The sequence below is a fragment of the Streptococcus rubneri genome (assembly GCF_004785935.1).
Classification (GTDB): domain Bacteria; phylum Bacillota; class Bacilli; order Lactobacillales; family Streptococcaceae; genus Streptococcus; species Streptococcus rubneri.
The window spans coordinates 1,640,303-1,660,172 of record NZ_SRRP01000001.1 but is presented as its reverse complement, the minus strand read 5'-3'; the positions used below and the strand labels follow the sequence as shown (position 1 = coordinate 1,660,172).

Sequence of the window (19,870 nt, the reverse complement as noted above, 5' to 3'; positions counted from 1 at the left end):
GCAATAGAAGTGATGGTCAAAGCTCATGGATGTTGCAGGCTTTTTTGTCCTGCGCTTCTCAGAGTTTTGACTATTTTTGTGTCGTTTCGAAAGGATGTAAAATGCAAAAACGGGATTTTCGGACCAAGTTGAATCAGACAGTTTTTGGTGTGAGAGCGACTGCTTTGATTGTAAAAGACAATCGCTTGTTAGTCGTAGAAGATGAAGACGGTTTTTATACAATTGGAGGTGCCATTCAAGTGGATGAAGCTACTGAAGATGCCGTAGTTCGAGAAGTAAAAGAAGAACTGGGTGTCGCGTCTAGAGCTGTTCAGTTAGCTTTCATTGTTGAAAATCGCTTTGAACAAGCTGGAATCCACTACCATAACATTGAATTTCATTATTTGGTGGACTTGCTGGAAGATGCACCGTTAACCATGCAAGAAGATGCGAAGTCATTACCTTGTCGGTGGCTTGCTTTAGATGATCTACATACTGTTAATCTGAAGCCAGCATTTTTAAAAACGGCCTTACCAGATTGGGACGGACAATTACGACACATCCATCTTAAAGAATAGGAGAAAAAATGACTTATAATTTTATAGAAGAATACGATATTATTGTAATCGGAGCGGGGCATGCTGGGGTAGAAGCCTCCCTTGCTGCGAGCCGGATGGGTTGTAAAGTTTTACTTGCAACCATCAATATCGAAATGTTGGCATTTTTGCCATGTAATCCTTCGATTGGTGGTTCTGCAAAAGGGATTGTGGTACGTGAGGTAGATGCTCTCGGTGGAGAGATGGCCAAAAATATTGATAAATCCTATATTCAGATGAAGATGTTGAATACAGGAAAGGGACCAGCGGTTCGTGCGCTTCGCGCTCAAGCAGATAAAGAGCTCTACTCTAAGGAAATGCGTAAGACAGTTGAGAACCAAGAAAACTTGACCCTTCGCCAAACCATGATTGATGAAATTTTGGTAGAAGATGGGAAGGTTATTGGTGTTCGAACTGCGACCCACCAAGAATATGGGGCCAAGGCTGTTATTGTCACGACTGGAACAGCTTTACGTGGAGAAATCATCATTGGGGATCTCAAGTATTCATCTGGCCCAAACCATAGCCTTGCTTCTATTAATTTGGCTGACAATCTCAAAAATCTAGGACTTGAAATTGGTCGTTTCAAAACGGGTACGCCACCACGTGTAAAGGCATCGTCAATCAATTATGAAGAAACGGAAATTCAACCTGGTGATGAAAATCCAAATCACTTTTCTTACAATTCGCGTGACGAGGATTATTTAAAGGATCAAATCCCTTGTTGGCTAACCTATACCAATAGTCAAAGTCACGAGATCATCAACAGCAATTTACATCGGGCCCCTATGTTTACAGGTGTTGTAAAGGGTGTTGGCCCTCGTTATTGTCCATCTATTGAAGATAAGATTGTTCGCTTTGCTGACAAGGAACGTCATCAGCTTTTCCTTGAACCAGAAGGACGCAATACAGAAGAAGTCTATGTCCAAGGCTTATCAACCAGTTTACCAGAGGATGTGCAACGAGATCTTGTCCATTCTATTAAGGGATTGGAAAATGCTGAGATGATGCGAACGGGTTATGCGATTGAGTATGATATGGTTCTTCCACATCAATTGCGGGCAACTTTAGAAACCAAGAAAATTTCAGGTCTCTTTACAGCAGGCCAAACCAATGGAACATCTGGCTATGAGGAAGCAGCTGGCCAAGGAATTGTGGCAGGGATTAATGCTGCCCTAAAAATTCAAGGAAAACCAGAGCTCATCTTGAAACGTAGTGATGGTTATATTGGAGTCATGATTGATGACTTGGTAACCAAAGGGACAGTTGAGCCCTATCGTTTGTTAACAAGTCGTGCTGAATATCGTTTGATTCTTCGTCATGATAATGCAGATATGCGTTTGACAGAAATCGGTCGCGAGGTTGGTCTAGTTGACGACGAACGTTGGGCACGTTTTGAAACCAAGAAGTATCAGTTTGAAAATGAAATGAAGCGCCTTGACAGTATCAAGCTAAAACCTGTAAAGGAAACGAACGAGAAGGTTGCAGCGCTAGGCTTTAAACCATTGACAGATGCTGTCACAGCCAAAGAATTCTTGAGGAGACCAGAAGTATCTTATCAAGATGTTGTTAACTTTATCGGACCAGCTACTGAAGAGTTAGATGATAAGATTATCGAGCTGATTGAAACAGAAATTAAGTACGAGGGCTATATCTCAAAAGCTTTAGATCAGGTTGAAAAAATGAAACGAATGGAGGAAAAACGAATTCCTGCCAACATTGACTGGGATGACATTGACTCTATCGCAACCGAAGCTCGTCAAAAGTTTAAATTGATTAATCCAGAAACCATCGGTCAAGCTAGTCGGATTTCGGGTGTCAACCCAGCTGATATTTCTATCTTGATGGTCTATCTTGAAGGGAAGAGCCGGAGTATTTCGAAGAATCAAGAAAAAGAATCTTGATGACACTAGTACTAACAAACAAGTGATAAAAAGTGACACCTCCGTCACTTTTTATTCTATACAGGAGTATTTTTGAGAGAGAATGTTAGACTCTTCTTTATTGTTTACAGTTGTGTCAATATAGTTTACACAGTCGCAGTACAATATCGAGGTATAGTTGCAAAAAACCAGAAGTTTCAAGCGTGGAAGAAGCTTTGTTACCTCGCATTTTCTAGTATTTTGTGGTATAATGGCCCAATAGAGGTTTATAATGAAAAAATTTCGTATGACACCTATTCATTATTGGATGGTAGGTTTGTTAGCTTTTATTATTTTATCCATTACATCGAGACTATTTGGTGGAACACTAGCGAATTTAGTGGTCTTATTTTTAGTGCTTTCAGGGATAATCCTTCTTTTTCTTCATCAATTAGAACAAGTTGAGTTAGATGAGTTAGAGCAGATCCAGTATATCAACCACCAGGCTGAGAATGGACTTGCTTCCTTACTGGATAAAATGCCTGTTGGGGTTATTAAGATTAATAGTGAAACTAGTGAAGTAGAGTGGTTCAATCCATACGCAGAGTTAATCTTTTCGACAGAGGATGGTCAATTTGATGTGGAAGAGTTACAAAAAGTATTAGCAATCCCTTTTGAGAATAAGGGTCACTATGCAACAATTGGAAATAAAAAATACTCCGTCTATCTAGATTCTCAAGCCAGCGTTGTTTACTTTTTTGATGCATCTAGTGAATACGAGGCCAACGTTGGTCTGGTGACGACGAGACCAGTCATTGGAATTATGTCAGTAGATAATTATGATGATCTAGAAGATGTTGTTTCTGATTCAGATATCAGTAGTATTAACGGTTTTATTGCAAATTTTGTTGAAGAGTTTTCTGAAAAGTATCATATGTTTTACCGTAGGGTTGGTATGGATCGTTTCTATCTCTTTACAGATTACACCGTGCTTGAGCAATTGATGGGCTCCAAGTTTTCCTTGATTGATCAGTTTCGTGAAGAAGCTAAGAATCGTGAATTACCTATTACTGTAAGTATGGGCTTCTCCTATGGAGATGGGAATCATGATGAAATTGGGAAAGTTGCCTTGTCGAATTTGAACTTAGCAGAAGTTCGAGGAGGGGACCAGGCAGTCGTCAGAGAAAATGATGAAGGGAAGAATCCAGTTTTCTTTGGTGGAGGGACTGCTTCTGCAATTAAGCGTACTCGTACTCGTACACGTGCAATGATGACAGCTATATCTGAGAAGATTAAAGCAGTTGATCAAGTCTTCGTCGTGGGTCACAAAAAATTGGATATGGATGCCTTAGGCGCATCTGTAGGAATGCAATTGTTTGCAAGTAACATTAATGAACGCTCTTATGCTGTCTATGATGATGGGTCTATGGCACAGGATATTGAGCGAGCTGTTCAACGAATTGAAGCAGATGGATCGACAAAATTGATTACAATTTCGGACGCTTTGAGAATGGTGACGGATCGTTCACTCTTGATCATGGTCGACCATTCGAAAATTGCCTTGACCCTGTCTGAGGAATTCTATTCGAAATTCCACCAAGTAATTGTTATTGACCACCATCGACGGGATGAAGATTTTCCAGAGAACGCTATGATTACTTATATTGAGAGCGGTGCAAGTAGTGCTAGTGAGCTGGTCAGCGAATTAATTCAGTTCCAAAACTCTAAGAAAAATCGTTTAAATAGAATACAGGCCAGTGTTTTAATGGCTGGTATCATGTTAGACACCAAGAATTTTTCAGCTCGCGTTACGAGTCGTACCTTTGATGTAGCAAGTTACTTACGAAGTCGAGGAAGCGATAGTGTTGTCATTCAGGAAATTTCAGCGATCAACTTTGATGAATATCGCGAAGTCAATGAATTGATTTTGAGAGGGGAAGAGGTCTTCCCTCACCTAATCGTAGCAACTGGATCAAATGACGCATCGTACGGAACTGTTATAATTAGTAAAGCTGCAGATAGTATGCTCTCTATGTCTGAAATTGAAGCAAGCTTTGTGATTGCTCACAATCCACAAGGTAGCATCTCCATTTCAGCCCGTAGCCGAAGTAAGATCAATGTTCAAAAAATCATGGAGCAAATGGGAGGTGGAGGTCACTTTAATTCCGCTGCTTCTCAAGTAACAGACATGTCAATTGATCAAGTCCGTAGTCGTTTACTCGATTGTATCCAAGAAGAAGTTCAAAAGATTAAGGAGGAAGAAGAATGAAAGTTATCTTTTTAGCAGATGTTAAAGGAAAAGGAAAAAAAGGGGAAATTAAAGAAGTCCCAACAGGTTATGCTCAAAACTTTTTGATTAAGAAGAATTTAGCCAAAGAAGCAAATGCTCAAGCAATTGGTGAACTTCGAGGAAAACAAAAATCCGAAGAAAAAGCGCATGCAGAAATGGTAGCAGAAGCAAAGATGATCCAAGCTAAATTGGCAGAGGAAGGTACTATCGTGCAATTTACAGAAAAAATTGGCCCGGATGGTCGTACTTTTGGATCAATCACTAATAAGAAAATTGCTGAAGAATTGCAGAAACAATTTGGAATCAAGATTGATAAACGGCATATTCAAGTTGCTTCCCCAATTCGTGCGGTTGGCTTGATTGATGTTCCTGTTAAAATTTATCAAGATATCACTGGTATTATCCAAATTCGGGTAAACGAAGGCTAAGTAAATCGTTAGAAAGGAATGACTATGGCTGAGATCGAAGAATTAAGAGCCCAGCCCCAAGATATCCAAGCAGAGCAGTCTGTTTTAGGAGCCATCTTTATTGATGAGGGGAAACTAGTCTTTGTTCGTGAATTTATTGAGCCAGCAGATTTCTTTAAATATGCCCATCGCTTGATTTTCAAGGCGATGATTGATCTTGCAGACAGGGGAGATGCTATTGATGCAACCACTGTTCGCAACATTTTAGATAATCAGGGTGACTTACAAAACATTGGTGGTCTTTCTTATCTTGCAGAAGTGATTAGCTCAGTTCCTACATCTGCCAATGCAGAATACTATGCAAAAATTGTTTCTGAAAAGGCTGTACTGAGACGCTTGATTTCTCGCCTTACGGATAGCATCAATCTAGCCTATGATGGGTCCAGACCGTCAGATGAGATTATTGCAGGGGCGGAAAAAGCACTGATTGATGTCAGTGAACATGCTAATCGTAGTGGTTTTAAAAATATCAAGGATATTTTAAATATTAACTTCAGTAGTTTAGAAACTAGGTCATTGCAAACATCAGATATCACAGGGATTGCGACTGGCTATCGAGACTTGGATCATATGACGACAGGCCTTCATGAAGAAGAGTTAATTATTCTTGCAGCCCGTCCGGCAGTTGGGAAAACAGCTTTTGCCCTGAATATCGCTCAAAATATTGGAACTAAACTAGATAAAACTGTCGCTATTTTCTCCTTGGAAATGGGGGCAGAAAGTTTGGTTGACCGGATGTTGGCGGCTGAAGGGTTGATTGAGTCTCATTCTATTCGTACCGGTCAGTTAACAGATGATGAGTGGCGTAAGTATGCCATTGCTCAAGGAAACCTTGCCAATGCTAGTATCTATATTGATGATACGCCAGGAATCCGTATCACAGAAATTCGATCTCGATCTAGAAAACTTGCAAAAGAAACGGGCAACTTGGGACTCATCCTTATTGACTACCTGCAATTGATTACAGGAACTGGTCGGGAAAACCGTCAACAAGAGGTCTCAGAAATTTCTCGGCAATTAAAGATTTTGGCCAAAGAATTGAAAGTTCCGGTTATTGCCCTCAGTCAGCTATCTCGGGGTGTTGAGCAACGTCAAGATAAACGTCCTGTTCTGTCGGACATACGGGAATCAGGATCTATCGAGCAAGATGCAGATATCGTTGCCTTTCTATATCGTGATGATTATTATGAGCGGGCGGGTGAAGATGAGGAAGGCTTGCCAAATAACAAGGTTGAAGTCATTATCGAAAAGAACCGTTCGGGAGCGCGTGGTACAGTTGAGTTGATTTTCCAGAAGGAATACAATAAATTCTCAAGCATTTCAAAGAGAGAGGAAGTATAAAGAATGAGTGATGCATTTACAGATGTTGCTAAAATGAAAAAAATCAAAGAAGAAATCAAGGCTCACGAAGGACAAATCGTGGAAATGACATTGGAAAATGGACGCAAACGGCAAAAGAATAAGTTTGGACGTTTAATCGAAGTTTATCCATCCTTGTTTATTATTGAGTACACAAGCGAGAATAGACTGCCAGGTGAACCAGCAACGACCTATGTTGAATCTTACACCTATTCAGATATTTTGACAGAAAAAAATCTGATTCATTATTTGGACTAACCCAATTCTATAAATCAGATGAAGTATTTTGACTTAAGTTTAGACCGTTTCCAAGTTTGGGACGGTTTTTTTGTAGGTTTCTTGTCTAGAGTAGTTATTTCACCTTTCATTCATGTTGTAAAAATACTTTACAAAACTGTCACTAAATTAAGAACGGATGTCAAAAATATAAGATAAACTAGATTTCGAGAAGGACTCATTTTATTTGAATATATTGAGTTTTTGGGGGATATAAAGAGGGAGATGGTGTTTACAAGTTGTCAATTAGATGTAAAGGAAACTGTAAACACCCCTGAATTTGCACCTGAATGATCTTTTTCAACTGTATTTCGGAATAAACTAGAAAGTATAGTATGGTCAATTAGTAGAGGGAGTTTTTTTCTAGCTTAAGAGAGCTTTAAAAAGTAGTCAAAATAAGGAATAGAATATAAAAATAAGAATTCCCCTTTACATAGCCTCGTCCTCATGGTATAATGGACTTTGTGCGAAATGACAGCAGGACAAAATGAAGCTCGTCAACAGGAAGCCAGCTAGAAAAGTAACCTTTGCTGTTTGGGCGAAGGCTTTCTGAACGAATCAGGTTTGTCTAAAACGTTATTTCCTACAAAAAATTATTTTTATAGGAGGACATTTCATATGTCACGTTATACAGGACCATCTTGGAAACAATCTCGCCGTCTTGGCTTGTCACTTACAGGTACAGGTAAAGAATTGGCACGTCGCAACTATGTACCAGGACAACACGGACCAAACAACCGTTCAAAATTGTCAGAATACGGCTTGCAATTAGCTGAGAAACAAAAACTTCGTTTCTCTTACGGACTTGGTGAAAAACAATTCCGTAACTTGTTCGTACAAGCTACTAAAGTTAAAGAAGGAACTGTCGGTTTCAACTTTATGCTTCTTTTGGAACGTCGTTTGGACAACGTTGTTTACCGTCTTGGACTTGCGACTACTCGTCGTCAAGCTCGTCAATTCGTTAACCACGGTCACATCCTTGTTGACGGAAAACGAGTTGATATCCCTTCATACCGTGTAACTCCAGGTCAAGTGATCTCAGTTCGTGAAAAATCAGCTAAAGTTCCAGCAATCCTTGAAGCTGTTGAAGCTACTCTTGGACGTCCAGCATTCGTATCATTTGATGCTGAAAAATTGGAAGGTTCATTGACTCGCTTGCCAGAACGCGATGAAATCAACCCAGAAATCAACGAAGCACTTGTGGTTGAATTCTACAACAAAATGCTTTAATTTTACGATTATGTATACAAAGAGCCCATTTCGATGGGTTCTTTTTTGTTCCCTTTTTCCATAATGAAGCCCTGAAGACTCTTTCTAATGTGATGGCAAGGGCTGTTGGTAAATGAGGGTGCTCTTTGTTGATGTAACTAACTAGTGTGGAATTAGCGGCAAAGAACTTTTTAATAGCTTGATTAACTCGCCAAAATGTACGAATTAGTAACATAATAGAGTCTTTCTTTGAAGCCTCTATTTTCTCTTTCTTTTTACTTAGCCTTTCTAAATGGACATGGAGGAGGCTTTTTTCCTCCTGCTTATTGACCGAATAAGAAGGATAAACGACCGAATAGGCAAATTTCCTTCTCTCCATTTTTATTTTTTGCTATGATTGGTAAAAATAACTAGAAAGGAATTCTATGAGATTTAAGAAAAAACACTATAGGCAGCAAGTTGACATGAGAGACTGCGGTGCTGCAGCTTTAGCTATGGTTTTTGGCTATTATGGATCCTACTACTCTTTAGCTAGTTTACGAGAAAAAGCAAAAACGACTGCAGATGGAACGACAGCCTTGGGTTTGGTTAAGGTGGCAGAAGAGTTAGGTTTTGAAACACGCGCCTTTCGAGCAGACCGCACCCTTTTTGACTTGGAAGGAGTAACCTATCCCTTCATTGCCCATGTGATAAAGGATGGTCGTCTTCCTCACTATTATGTAGTTTATAAGAAAGATAAAAAGCATCTTTACATAGCAGATCCAGATCCAACTGTGAAGATGACCAAGCTGACAATAGAGGAGTTTGAAAAGGAATGGACAGGGATTATCATCGCTTTGGCCCCGACTCCAGCCTATCAACCGAGCAAAGAGAAGAAAAATGGGCTCCTAGATTTTGTCCCTCTTTTGTTTAAACAGCGACAATTGGTTCTGCATATTGTTCTTGCAACGTTATTGGTAACCCTCATCAATATTGTTGGTTCTTACTACCTACAATCGATTATTGATACCTATGTGCCTGATCAGATGAAGCAGACGCTGAGTGTGATTTCACTAGGTTTAATCGTGGTTTACATCTTACAGCAGGTCCTGACCTATGCGCAAGATTACTTGCTTCTTGTTTTAGGTCAACGTTTGTCTATTGATGTCATTCTGTCCTATATTAAGCATGTTTTTCAGTTGCCTATGAGTTTCTTTGCAACTCGACGGACAGGAGAAGTGGTGTCGCGGTTTACAGATGCCAACCGGATTATCGATGCTCTGGCTAGTACGCTACTTTCAATCTTTTTGGATCTGTCCATAGTCCTGATTTTATCAGTAGTCCTGTTTAGCCAAAATGCTCATCTCTTTTTCTTGACCATTCTCTTACTGCCGATTTATGCGGTCATTATTTTTGCCTTTATGAAGCCTTTTGAGCGCTTAAATAATGAAACCATGGAAGCCAATAGTGTCTTGTCTTCTTCTATTATCGAAGATATCAATGGGATTGAAACCATCAAGTCTCTTACCAGTGAACGCAGTCGGTATCAAAAGATTGACTCAGAATTTGTGGATTATCTGAAGAAGTCCTTTGCCATGAGCAAGGCGGAGAGTCTGCAAAAGGGGCTCAAACACTTGGCCCAGTTGATTTTGAATGTCTTGGTCTTGTGGTTGGGAGCTCATTTGGTCATGAAGCAAGAATTGAGCTTGGGCCAACTGATCACCTACAATACTCTCCTTGTTTATTTCACAGGGCCTCTAGAGAACTTGATCAACCTCCAAACTAAACTGCAAGCAGCCCGGGTGGCCAATACCCGTCTGAATGAAGTCTATTTGATAGACTCTGAGTTCGCAGAAGAGAAGCCCATTCAGGAGTTAGAGGCACTCGATGGTGATCTGGTTTTTGAGGGAGTAGACTACAAGTATGGTTTTGGGGCTAACGTTCTTACCGATATCAGTCTCACGATTAAAAAAGGGAGCAAGGTAAGTTTTGTCGGTATTTCAGGTTCTGGAAAAACCACGCTAGCAAAGATGATGGTGAATTTCTACCAACCCAATAAAGGGACGATTCGTCTGGGAGGAACGGACATCCAACAAGTGGACAAAACCTTGCTCCGCCAACAAGTCAATTATTTACCCCAGCAACCCTATGTCTTTAATGGCACAATCTTAGAAAATTTGTTACTGGGAGCGCGGGAAGGTACCAGTCAGGAAGATATTTTGCGCGCTATTGAAATCGCAGGAATTCGAGAAGACATTGAGCGCATGCCCCTCAATTACCAAACGGAATTGACTACGGATGGCATGGGAATTTCTGGTGGTCAACGGCAACGGATTGCTTTGGCGCGTGCCTTATTAACGGATGCTCCGATTTTGATTTTGGATGAAGCGACCAGCAGCCTGGACATCTTGACGGAGAAGAAAATTGTGGACCGCTTGATGGCCTTAGATAAAACCATTATCTTTATTGCCCACCGGTTAACGATTGCAGAGCGTTCTGAAAAAGTCTTCCTCCTGGACCAAGGTTGTCTTAAGGAGGAAGGAAGTCATGAAGAACTACTGAAAAAGAATGGCTATTACAGCCATTTGGTTACTTGTTAAGAGAGGACTAGGAGAAAAAAAGAGAGTATGATGAACGAAAAATATTTTGAAAGTGCAGAATTCTATCAGAAACGTTTCCATAATTTTGCTAGTTTGTGGGTAGTCCCTTGTTTTCTTTTACTACTGTTTATTGTGGGATTCTCTGTCTTTGCCAAGAAGGAAGTGACCTTGTCTAGTCGTGGGACGATTGAAGCTACGCGCGTGGTGGACCAAATCCAGTCAACCAGTAATTCTCCCATTCAAGTCAATCATTTGAAGGAAAATAAAGAAATTAAAAAGGGAGAAATCTTGGTAGAATATCAGCATGGGGGAGAGCAAGTGCAAGGAGATACTTTGGCGCACCAATTACAATTACTGAAGCGACAAGAAGAACAATTAAAGCTCCTAAAATGCAGTATTGAAAGTGGAAAGAGTCAGTTTACAAATGGAGAACACTTCGGTTATGACCAAGTTTTTAAGGATTATCAGGAGCAGAGAGCCACTTTACGATCTCAAATCCAGCAGCAGAATGCTACACTGGCTTCACAAAATGCAAGTGCCAGTATGACACGAGCTGAAATTGGGCAGGCCCTCCAAGAGCAGGCAACTAAATTATCGGATTACCAGAGTTTAAGAAGTGCCTTGGCAGAAGGGGCAAGCTTGGAGTCCAATCATCCCCTTTATTCTCTCTACCAAACCTATGCTCAGAAAGAAGCGGGAGAAGAAGCTTCTCATCCACCACATCAATACCTAAGCCAGATTGATCAGCAAATTGATCAACTGGAATCTACTTTATCTGGATATCGGATTCAATATGCTGGTGCTGGGAGCCAGCAAGCCCTCTCAACTAGTCTAGATAGTCAATTGGCTTCTCTGAAATCTCAACAGTTGAGTAAAATCGGGCAAGAGCTCTTACTTCTCGCACAACAAATTATAGAGTTGGAAGCCAAGGAGAAAGCTCAAATGGCTTTTCTACAAAAGTCTCGTATCAAAGCGACAGAAGATGGACTTCTTCATCTAAATGAAGAAACAAAGGGGAGCAAGATAGTTGCGGAAGGAACACCTCTAGCCCAAGTTTACCCCCTTATCCAGAAAGAAAAAGAGGTGAAAATTGTTACTTATATCGCTTCGAAGGACATCGCCACCATCCGTTTAGGAGATAAGATTCGCTTTAGTACGCAAGGAAGTAAACAGAAAACCATTCAGCTTGAATCACGCATTACCTCGATTGCCTCAAGTGCTACTAGGACGGAGCAAGGGAACTATTTTAAGGTCGAGAGTGTGACGCGGCTGAGGGATCAAGATGCACAGATGATTCGTTATGGTTTAGAAGGGAAATGTGTCATGATTACAGGAGAAAAGTCCTACTTTAGCTTTTTTGTGGATCAGTTTTTAGGAGTAGGTCACTAAATCGCCTTGATACAAAATAAAAAGAGACCAGGGTCTCTTTTTCATTACAGCATTTTTAATAGAAAGTCCGCCATTTGTTGGGGACTTTCTTTTTGTCCACGAGCCACCCACATCTGGCAGACCCCAAAGAAGGCATTAGTGAGGTAGACAGAACTATAATCTCGTTCGATTTCTGTCAAAGATCGATGGCCGTAGAGTTCTTGCAGACTGTCAACAAGCAAGACCTGTAGCTTGTGGCGCAAGAAGGTCTGGATTTCTCTCGTTCCATTTTCGGTCAGAAGGACAGCAAAGAGGGGTTCCCTGGTTAGAAACTCGAAAACTTCAGTAACAGCTTGGTGTTTATCATCTTGTTGTTTGTCAAAAATATATTCTACCTTGTGGAAAAATTCCTGCTGGTAGCGTTCAATCATATCATATTTATCCCGATAGTGGGTGTAGAAACTACTCCGACTAATCCCTGCTTCTTTGGCTAATTGGACAGTTGAGATGTCATCGAAGGATTCTGTTTGGAGGAGGCGGACCATAGCTTCTTGAATGATTCCTTTTGTCTTCAAGCGTTTATTACTTTCAGTAACCATTCTATTTCCTTTCATTTATAAACAAAATTGTACATAGTGTACAAAAAGTTAGTCTTTTGACTTGAACTTTAAAATAAGAACTGTATAATCTATTATATCAAAAATTTAGACAACGTGTATAAAAAGGAGACAAAAAATGTTTAAGGAATGGAAAGCTATTTTTAAAAAGCCTACATTTATCATTGTGATGATAGGTGTTGCCTTGATTCCAGCACTCTATAATGTTATCTTTCTATCCTCCATGTGGGATCCCTATGGGAAGGTTTCAAATCTTCCAGTAGCTGTCGTCAACCAGGACCAAGCAGCTAGCTATCAGGGAGAGGAAATGACAATTGGAAAGGACATGGTGTCCAATTTTGAAAAAAGTGACGCTCTGGATTTTCATATTGTAGAGGAAAAAGAAGCCAAAGAAGGGCTAGAAAAGGGGGATTATTATATGGTCATCACTCTTCCAAAGGACCTTTCGAAAAAGGCGGCTTCTATTTTGACCCATCATCCTGAGCAATTGATGATTGACTATCAGACTTCAAGTGGCCATAGCTTTATTGCCGGAAAGATGAGCGATACAGCTATGACCAAGATCCAGCAAACAGTTGCTGATAATGTAACTCGGACCTATACAAGTGCTCTTTTTGAAAAGATGGGGAGCTTGAAGACCGGAATGGGAACAGCGGTAGAAGGAAGTCAAAAGCTGGCTAATGGGACTCAACAGTTAAAAAATGGTAGTCAAACTTTAACAGATCATTTGACGACCTTGTCTCATTCTAGCTTGACTTTCTCAAATGGCGTTCGGACTCTTAGTTCAGGCCTATTGACCTATACAAATGGAGTTGGCCAAGTAGGAGATGGTCTCCATCAGATGGCAGAAAAAGTTCCGGCTTTAGTATCTGGGGTTAGCCATTTGAATGATGGTTTCACTACTTTTCATAGTGGTTTGACGGCCTATACATCTGGTGTAGTGGAATTAGGATCTGGATTGAATCAGATGGCGAGTCAAACGCCTCAGTTGGCCTCAGGAGTTGGTCAATTAATGGCTGGAATGGGGACACTCAATAACGGGCTTGGAAATTATACTAATGGTGTGGGCCAATTAAACTCAGGTTTGTCAAACTTATCAAGTGGTTTAGTGAGCTATACAAATGGGGTTGCTTCTTTATCAGAAGGAGTAGGTCAATTAAGTAGTCAATCTGAGACTCTTCGAAATGGGGTTTCTCAATTAGAATCCGGTATTCAAACTTTGTCAAGCCAACTACAAGCTTCGACCAGTCAAGCTGCTCAGATTGATCAATTGATGGCTGGTTTGAACCAATTAAATGCAGCGATTCAAAATGCTTCAGTAGACACCAGTCAACTCTCATCTGGCTTGACAAGTATTGCAAGTTCAGCCCAATCAATCCTTACTTCAGCTCAAGCAGATCGGGCCAATACCCTTACAAGTGTACAAGGAACTACAGCTTACCAAGCAATGACAGCTGATCAACAAGCGGAAATCAGTGCAGCAATCTCCTCTAGTCCAAGCTCCAGTGAGACCGCAGCTCAAGCTATCTTGACAACTATTCAAACGATACAAGGGAGTTTGAATACAGGAAATAGCTTGACACAACTGCAAACTGCAGCAAATCAAGTTTTACCAACAGCCTCTAAGGCCTTGACAGACTTGTCAAGTGGATTGTCTAATATGCAATCCGCAGTTACCGGACAACTACTCCCAGCGAGTCAAATCATCAATCAAGGGATTAGTACTTACACAGATGGTGTGGATAAAATCGCAAGTGGGGCCACGCAACTTCAGACCAATAGTAGTTCCTTAACTGTTGGTGCTCATCAGTTAGCGGTTGGAGTTGCCCAACTAGATAGCAAGTCCTCCGAACTGCTCGCAGGCAGTAATCAATTAGCTTCTGGTCTCGGTGAGTTAAATGGCAAAATGCCTGTCTTGACATTGGGTATGAATCAACTTGTTTCAGGCGCAACACAATTAACAGATAAGTCTGGTGAATTAGTTGCTGGGGCTGGGAAATTAGCAGACGGGGTTGGACAATTGAATAGTAAGACTCCTGAGTTGGCAGGTGGTGTCAATCAACTTGTCACAGGTGTCAATCAGCTGACTGAAAAATCAGGTCAATTAGTAGCTGGTGCTGACAAATTGGCAGACGGTGCAAATCAGATCTCAGATGGGTCTAGCAAATTAGCTACAGGGGGACAAACATTGACAACTGCTTTGGGTGAATTAGCAAGAGGAAGCCAAAACTTGAGTCAAGGATTGTCTGACGCTAAGGAACAATTGAAGGTTGCTACAACTGAAAAAGAAAATGCTAAGGTCTTATCAAGCCCTGTCACCTTGACTAAAACAGACCATGATCATGTACCTGTTAATGGAGTGGGCATGGCTCCTTATATGATTTCAGTCGCCCTCTTCGTCGCAGCTCTTTCTACCAATATGATTTTTGCGAAGTTGCCTTCAGGTCGTCATCCAGAAAGTCGTTGGGCCTGGCTAAAAGCTCGTATAGAGGTGAATGGGATTGTCGCTATTTCAGCAGGAATCCTGGTTTATGGAGCGGTTCATATGATTGGTCTATCGGCTAACTATGAAGGTTTGACCCTCTTCCTTTGTGTTCTTGCAAGTGTGACCTTTATGTCCGTGGTTACCGCCTTGACAACTTGGAATAACAAAATTGGAGCCTTCTTCTCACTCATTCTCTTGCTTCTCCAATTGGCTTCTAGTGCGGGGACTTATCCGTTGGCTTTAACCAATAGATTCTTCCAGGTGATTCATCCACTTCTTCCAATGAGCTATACAGTATCCGGTCTTCGGGAAACGATTTCTTTAACAGGTGCGATTGGTGGGCAAGTAGCCTTCCTTCTGACAGTTTTAGCTGCCTGCACTGGACTAGGAATGTTGGCTTATCGTCCACAGAAGTACGAGGATGATTAAGGCTTCCTTTGGTTTGTTTCACGTGAAACAAAATCCCCTTCTTTTGATAGAAGGGGATTTTTTCATAGTTTGAAATAAAGAACATCCGGATCTGGTGTGACATAGATGAGCTGATCTTCTTCAAATACTAGCTGAATTTTACCCTTTTTATAGGTGAAAATTGTATAAGTAGATCCGAAGTTTAGAGCTTGTGAGAGATCGACTGCACTCATGAAAAAGGCTTTGGCTTCTTCCTCGGTAATTTTTCCATCTTGGTAGAGGGCCTTTACATTTTCGAGTTCCCTTTCTTTGAATGTCTCTTGCAGGTATTTTATTGATTGTTGTTTTTGATCGGGTTTTCCAAGAATCTTCTGTACAATTTTCTTTGTATAGCCTTCGAAATAAGGGATTTGGGCAGAGATTGTATCCCCTTCCTTGTAGTAGAAAACGATTGAACCTCTAGTTGCATATATTTTATCCTGAGGGGCCTCACTGGCATGGAGTGGAAGTTTTTCCAGAGGTTTTGTCACTTGGCTAGAGCTAGGGATCGTTTCAGAGTGGCTCTCTTGCTCACTAGAGTGATCACTACTAGAGTTTCTTTTAGATGTTTCGCTTTCGCTAGTTTCTCCCTTGCGAACAGAAGAACTAGAGCTCGGGTGATCTTCTTTAAAGTCGAACTTGACATCTGGTATACAGGCAGTTAGGGACAAAAGGTTGAGTGTCAGTAGGCAGAGGAGGATTTTTTTTCTTTTGATCATGGCATCTTCCTTTCTAAAATATAAGTATCTTTCTTCTATTTTATACTAGAAAGAGTGGGACTGCACGAAAAAAGAGAGTGGGATAGAACGATTTTTATCCAATATTCGTTCATCATCCCACCCTCGTGAGTTTCCAATAATCTGGGAGAGTATTGGAGCTTGTAGCTGGAGGGAGCATCGTTTCCTATTGTAAATTAATGACCTCCGCCTTGAGGTCCACCACCAGGTCCACCGCCTTGAGGTCCGCCACCGCCTGGGGCCCCACCTCCTCCAGGCATGGAGTTGACAATTTCCGTTTGTTTTTCACCATTGATATAGATGTCTCCGCCAGTGTAGGTGGCCGTTCCATCAAAGTCGAAGCCGGATTGCCCCGTCAAATGGATGGTTCCTCCAGCCACAGTGACGTTGCCGTTAGAGTCGATTGGATCGGTATCGCCTTGGCCAACTTCAACGTTGATGGTTCCACCATTCATAGTGAAGAAAATTTCATCTTGGTTGGCATTGGCATTGGCCGCATTGACACCGTCATCGGTTGCGTAGATGGTGATATCCCCTCCGTTGATGGTGATCGATTTTCCTTCAAGCCCTTCGACAGACTCAGTCACCTTGTAGGTACCGCTATCGATGACCAGATCACCAGAAGCATGGATACCATCGTCCCCTGCTGAAATGGTCATGGTATTGTCAGACAGATACATGGTTCCGACAGATGTATCTTCATCGTTATCCACCTTGACCGCATCTTCATCTGCATCGATGGTCATCGTCGTACCGGTGATATTGAGCTCATCATTGACGTTGAAGGCATCTCCTACAGCCGTGATCTTATAGGTTCCACCTGTGATGTGGAGGGTATCATTGGCCTTGATCCCGTTGTTCTTCTTGGCATCAATGTTGAGCGTACCCGAACCATTGATGGTGAGGTCGCCTTTAGAGAAGACCACAGCATCGGCATCTTCATCATTGTTTGAACTTGAATCAGACAAGGTATTGGTCGTGCCATCTGCTAGAGTCAGGTAAACATGCCCTGCTTTCGTAGCAGAGATTGGTGCGTTGGTGTTGGTCATGGTAACCCCTTTTAAGACGATGTGAACATCATCTGAGTCACCTGCTTCGACCTTGATTTGAACCCCATCGGATTCACCAGAGATGACATAGGTTCCGGCCTTAGAGATGGTCACAGTGGATCCAGAAACAGTTACGCCGTCACCCGATACACTTGCAGAAGATCCAGACAGTTTGACAGTAGAGGCGGTACTTTCATCATAAGAAGTGTCCTTGTCCTTATCTGTAAAATAGTTGGAGCTATCGGTTTTACTATTTGAAGTAGAAGTAGCAGTTGTTTGGGAGGTATTGTTTGTTGTAGCTGATTGTGATGACGCTTGGGTACAAGCTGTCAGTAAGGTGAGGGTCGCAGCCCCCGTTAGTAAGAATTTCCATTTGTTTGATTTCATGAGCTTTTCCTCTCGTTCCATTGATATGCTCCTAGTCTAAAGTTGCTAGCTGAAAGTTTCCTGAAGTTTTTCTGAAAGGAATCTTAACTTTAGTTTTCTTTAAGTTTGGCTTAATGAAAGCTTAAGAAAAAGCCACTAAACTAAGGAACCAGTAAAGCGACTTGTGGCTTTGCAACAAAAAACGATAAAGAAAATGCCCAACTTTTTTTATAGAACAAAAGAAGAAAAACATGAAAAAAACGGTAGAAACAAGCTTCAAGCGGATTGAAACCAAATATGTGGTGAATAAAGAAGACTTGGATGACTTATTGAAAGATTTGAAGAAATATGTGGTTGAAGACGATTATCCCATCTCCACGATTTCGAATGTCTATTTTGATACCGAAGACTTCGATGTGATCCAAGATGCCCTTGCTAAACAGAACCGTCGTGAAAAGATCCGGATGCGGACCTATATAGAGCATCCAACAGTAGATAGTCCAGCTTTTCTAGAAGTAAAATCAAAGGATGCAGAAGGAATTGGTCACAAGTTCCGCCTGGTCTCGAACCTCTCCTCTATTACCCGCCTCATGACGGATGGACTAGTGGATCAGACCATTCAGGATCTGGACTTGGTGCAAAAAATCCAAGCTCTGCGTCAGCGCTATGATCACCGACTACAGCCTCAGATGTACATCTATTATGATCGTTTGTCCTTAAAAGAAAAGAAGAGCATCCAAAGCTATCCTTACAATAAGATTCGGGTCACCCTGGATCAAAACTTGGTCTATCGAGATCAGCAGGTCAGTCTCCTTCGTGGGAAAGCTGGAGAGCCTTTATTAGAAGAAAATACCATCATTATGGAAATCAAGGCCCCAGGTGAAGAACCTCAGTGGCTGAAGGACATTCTGGATAAGTACGGACTGGTCAAACAGAAATTTTCGAAATACAGTTGTGCCTACCATAAGTCACAAGGCTTAGATTATGCACCAACGCCAATTCAAGAAAGGACAGGTGCTGCCTATGTCTAATCTATTTAATTCTATTTTTAACAATGCTACGGCAACCGTAGATCCGGTGCGCCTGATGTTGGCCTTACTCGTCAGCCTGGTGCTCGGGATGGCCCTGTCCTGGACTTACAAATACCGTACCCTCTATACGCGTGAATTTATCGTCAGTCTCACCTTGCTTCCCTGCATGATGACCCTGGTGATTTTCCTGGTGAATGGGAGTCTGGGGACTTCGATTGCAGTAGCAGGGACCTTTAGCTTGATTCGATTTCGTTCCGCTACCAGCGGATCGAGAGAATTGATTGCGATTTTCCTAGCCATGATCATTGGTTTGGCGGCGGGATCGGGCTACCTCTTATTGGCAGTTTTGTTTACGGCCTTTCTGTTAGCTATCTGGCTCTTGCTGGAAACCAAGCAAAGTAAGACTGACCACCAACGGCGCCGTCACCTGACGATTCAAGTAGAAAATCAAGAACGGATTGCCGACAAGATCAGCCGTTTGCTGGATCGCAATTGTACAGAAGTCGACTTGATTTCGGTCAATACAAGCCAAAATGGGGAAAAGCTTACCTTGGATTATGAAGTAGATCTGAGACCAGAAGTTGACGATTTTGCCATGACGACCCTCCTAATAGAAGAAATTCATCATTGCGATGTATCCTTGACCAAGAAGGCTAAGAAAAGAAAGAATTTATAGATGAGAGTGGGACAGAAATCGGTAATTCGTTAGAATTCGATTTCGTCGTCCCACCTCCGCACAGTTGAGTAGGGCTGTAAAAGCTGATGAAATCAGCGTAGTAGAGCCCACTCAACCACTGCGTCTTGCTCGACAATCCAAAGACAATTGAGAGGCTAGGACCTTTGTCCCAGCCTCTTTTTAGGCTTTTAAGAACTTTTTAAGGAAAAGTGGTATACTGTTTCTAAAAAATTTAAGGTTATCTCGAAGCGAAATCGTTAAGAGAAAGAAAGAAATTTTCAAATCTGAGGACTGAATCATTTTCTTTATAAAAGATGGAATGGTCCGTCGACTCGACCAGGAATGCAAACAATCCAAGCTCAGCACTCAATCGTCTCTTATGGTAACGTTTTCTAGTATTTTTTCCTTGTGTTTGGATTGCTATGACTGAACAAAAAATGGTAAAATAGTCAGTGAAAATCAAAATGAAGAGTGAAA

Annotated in this window: 15 protein-coding genes; 12 read left to right on the top strand and 3 right to left on the bottom strand. The window is 41.5% G+C overall.

Annotated features, from left to right (window positions below; all coding sequences use genetic code 11):
• The first annotated feature begins 101 nt into the window (after positions 1–101).
• From E5S68_RS07935 to E5S68_RS07895, 9 genes are all read left to right on the top strand, one after another.
• A complete protein-coding gene (locus E5S68_RS07935) occupies positions 102–557 on the top strand; it encodes an NUDIX hydrolase (protein ID WP_135783046.1) in 456 nt (151 codons plus the stop codon).
• An 8-nt stretch (positions 558–565) separates the two neighbouring features.
• Complete coding sequence (mnmG, locus tag E5S68_RS07930; protein ID WP_135783045.1) at positions 566–2,479, top strand: tRNA uridine-5-carboxymethylaminomethyl(34) synthesis enzyme MnmG; 1,914 nt, start codon at positions 566–568, stop codon at positions 2,477–2,479.
• A 250-nt stretch (positions 2,480–2,729) separates the two neighbouring features.
• Entirely contained in the window at positions 2,730–4,706 is a 1,977-nt protein-coding gene (locus tag E5S68_RS07925; protein WP_167470846.1) for a DHH family phosphoesterase, read from the top strand.
• Positions 4,703–5,155 (top strand): 50S ribosomal protein L9, encoded by a 453-nt coding sequence (gene rplI / locus E5S68_RS07920; RefSeq protein ID WP_135783043.1) that lies wholly within the window; start codon positions 4,703–4,705, stop codon positions 5,153–5,155. Before E5S68_RS07925 ends, rplI begins: the two co-directional genes overlap by 4 nt.
• A 24-nt stretch (positions 5,156–5,179) precedes the next feature.
• On the top strand, positions 5,180–6,535 hold the full coding sequence (gene dnaB / locus E5S68_RS07915; RefSeq protein WP_135783042.1) for a replicative DNA helicase: 1,356 nt from the start codon (positions 5,180–5,182) through the stop codon (positions 6,533–6,535).
• Positions 6,536–6,538: 3 nt separating this feature from the next.
• Entirely contained in the window at positions 6,539–6,811 is a 273-nt protein-coding gene (locus tag E5S68_RS07910; protein WP_135783041.1) for a Veg family protein, read from the top strand.
• Positions 6,812–7,447: 636 nt separating this feature from the next.
• Positions 7,448–8,059 (top strand): 30S ribosomal protein S4, encoded by a 612-nt coding sequence (gene rpsD, locus E5S68_RS07905; RefSeq protein ID WP_135783040.1) that lies wholly within the window; start codon positions 7,448–7,450, stop codon positions 8,057–8,059.
• Between the two features lie 404 nt (positions 8,060–8,463).
• A complete protein-coding gene (gene comA / locus E5S68_RS07900; protein ID WP_135783039.1) occupies positions 8,464–10,617 on the top strand; it encodes a peptide cleavage/export ABC transporter ComA in 2,154 nt (717 codons plus the stop codon).
• Between the two features lie 30 nt (positions 10,618–10,647).
• Positions 10,648–12,006 (top strand): bacteriocin secretion accessory protein, encoded by a 1,359-nt coding sequence (locus E5S68_RS07895; RefSeq protein ID WP_200773474.1) that lies wholly within the window; start codon positions 10,648–10,650, stop codon positions 12,004–12,006.
• 44 nt (positions 12,007–12,050) lie between these two features.
• On the opposite strand, the gene E5S68_RS07890 is transcribed toward E5S68_RS07895, so the two are convergent.
• Positions 12,051–12,584 carry a TetR/AcrR family transcriptional regulator gene (locus E5S68_RS07890; RefSeq protein ID WP_135783037.1) on the bottom strand — a complete coding sequence of 178 codons (534 nt, stop codon included), beginning with the start codon at positions 12,582–12,584 and terminating at the stop codon, positions 12,051–12,053.
• Between the two features lie 136 nt (positions 12,585–12,720).
• Here E5S68_RS07890 and E5S68_RS07885 point away from each other — a divergent pair, with 136 nt between their 5' ends.
• On the top strand, positions 12,721–15,516 hold the full coding sequence (locus tag E5S68_RS07885) for a YhgE/Pip domain-containing protein (RefSeq protein ID WP_135783036.1): 2,796 nt from the start codon (positions 12,721–12,723) through the stop codon (positions 15,514–15,516).
• A gap of 62 nt (positions 15,517–15,578) precedes the next feature.
• Here E5S68_RS07885 and E5S68_RS07880 read toward each other — a convergent pair whose 3' ends face one another.
• Together E5S68_RS07880 and E5S68_RS07875 are read right to left on the bottom strand one after the other, a co-directional pair.
• Entirely contained in the window at positions 15,579–16,253 is a 675-nt protein-coding gene (locus tag E5S68_RS07880; RefSeq protein ID WP_135783035.1) for a DUF4947 domain-containing protein, read from the bottom strand.
• 194 nt (positions 16,254–16,447) lie between these two features.
• Positions 16,448–17,707, bottom strand: coding sequence for a carbohydrate-binding domain-containing protein (locus E5S68_RS07875; RefSeq protein ID WP_200773476.1), 1,260 nt, complete (start codon positions 17,705–17,707; stop codon positions 16,448–16,450).
• Between the two features lie 230 nt (positions 17,708–17,937).
• Between E5S68_RS07875 and E5S68_RS07870 the strand changes: the two genes are divergently transcribed.
• Both E5S68_RS07870 and E5S68_RS07865 read left to right on the top strand, forming a co-directional pair.
• Entirely contained in the window at positions 17,938–18,717 is a 780-nt protein-coding gene (locus E5S68_RS07870) for a polyphosphate polymerase domain-containing protein (RefSeq protein ID WP_135783033.1), read from the top strand.
• The gene (locus E5S68_RS07865; protein ID WP_135783032.1) at positions 18,710–19,393 is read left to right on the top strand and encodes a DUF4956 domain-containing protein; all 684 of its coding nucleotides are present in this window, start codon (positions 18,710–18,712) and stop codon (positions 19,391–19,393) included. The genes E5S68_RS07870 and E5S68_RS07865 overlap by 8 nt, the downstream gene beginning before the upstream one ends.
• Positions 19,394–19,870: the final 477 nt, after the last annotated feature.

Excerpts from the sequence above, each read along its gene's own strand:
- E5S68_RS07935 (WP_135783046.1), top strand. The coding sequence starts at position 102 with ATGCAAAAACGGGATTTTCGGACCAAGTTGAATCAGACAGTTTTTGGT.
- mnmG (WP_135783045.1), top strand. The coding sequence starts at position 566 with ATGACTTATAATTTTATAGAAGAATACGATATTATTGTAATCGGAGCG.
- E5S68_RS07925 (WP_167470846.1), top strand. The coding sequence starts at position 2,730 with ATGAAAAAATTTCGTATGACACCTATTCATTATTGGATGGTAGGTTTG.
- rplI (WP_135783043.1), top strand. The coding sequence starts at position 4,703 with ATGAAAGTTATCTTTTTAGCAGATGTTAAAGGAAAAGGAAAAAAAGGG.
- dnaB (WP_135783042.1), top strand. The coding sequence starts at position 5,180 with ATGGCTGAGATCGAAGAATTAAGAGCCCAGCCCCAAGATATCCAAGCA.
- E5S68_RS07910 (WP_135783041.1), top strand. The coding sequence starts at position 6,539 with ATGAGTGATGCATTTACAGATGTTGCTAAAATGAAAAAAATCAAAGAA.
- rpsD (WP_135783040.1), top strand. The coding sequence starts at position 7,448 with ATGTCACGTTATACAGGACCATCTTGGAAACAATCTCGCCGTCTTGGC.
- comA (WP_135783039.1), top strand. The coding sequence starts at position 8,464 with ATGAGATTTAAGAAAAAACACTATAGGCAGCAAGTTGACATGAGAGAC.
- E5S68_RS07895 (WP_200773474.1), top strand. The coding sequence starts at position 10,648 with ATGAACGAAAAATATTTTGAAAGTGCAGAATTCTATCAGAAACGTTTC.
- E5S68_RS07890 (WP_135783037.1), bottom strand. The coding sequence starts at position 12,584 with ATGGTTACTGAAAGTAATAAACGCTTGAAGACAAAAGGAATCATTCAA.
- E5S68_RS07885 (WP_135783036.1), top strand. The coding sequence starts at position 12,721 with ATGTTTAAGGAATGGAAAGCTATTTTTAAAAAGCCTACATTTATCATT.
- E5S68_RS07880 (WP_135783035.1), bottom strand. The coding sequence starts at position 16,253 with ATGATCAAAAGAAAAAAAATCCTCCTCTGCCTACTGACACTCAACCTT.
- E5S68_RS07875 (WP_200773476.1), bottom strand. The coding sequence starts at position 17,707 with ATGAAATCAAACAAATGGAAATTCTTACTAACGGGGGCTGCGACCCTC.
- E5S68_RS07870 (WP_135783033.1), top strand. The coding sequence starts at position 17,938 with ATGAAAAAAACGGTAGAAACAAGCTTCAAGCGGATTGAAACCAAATAT.
- E5S68_RS07865 (WP_135783032.1), top strand. The coding sequence starts at position 18,710 with ATGTCTAATCTATTTAATTCTATTTTTAACAATGCTACGGCAACCGTA.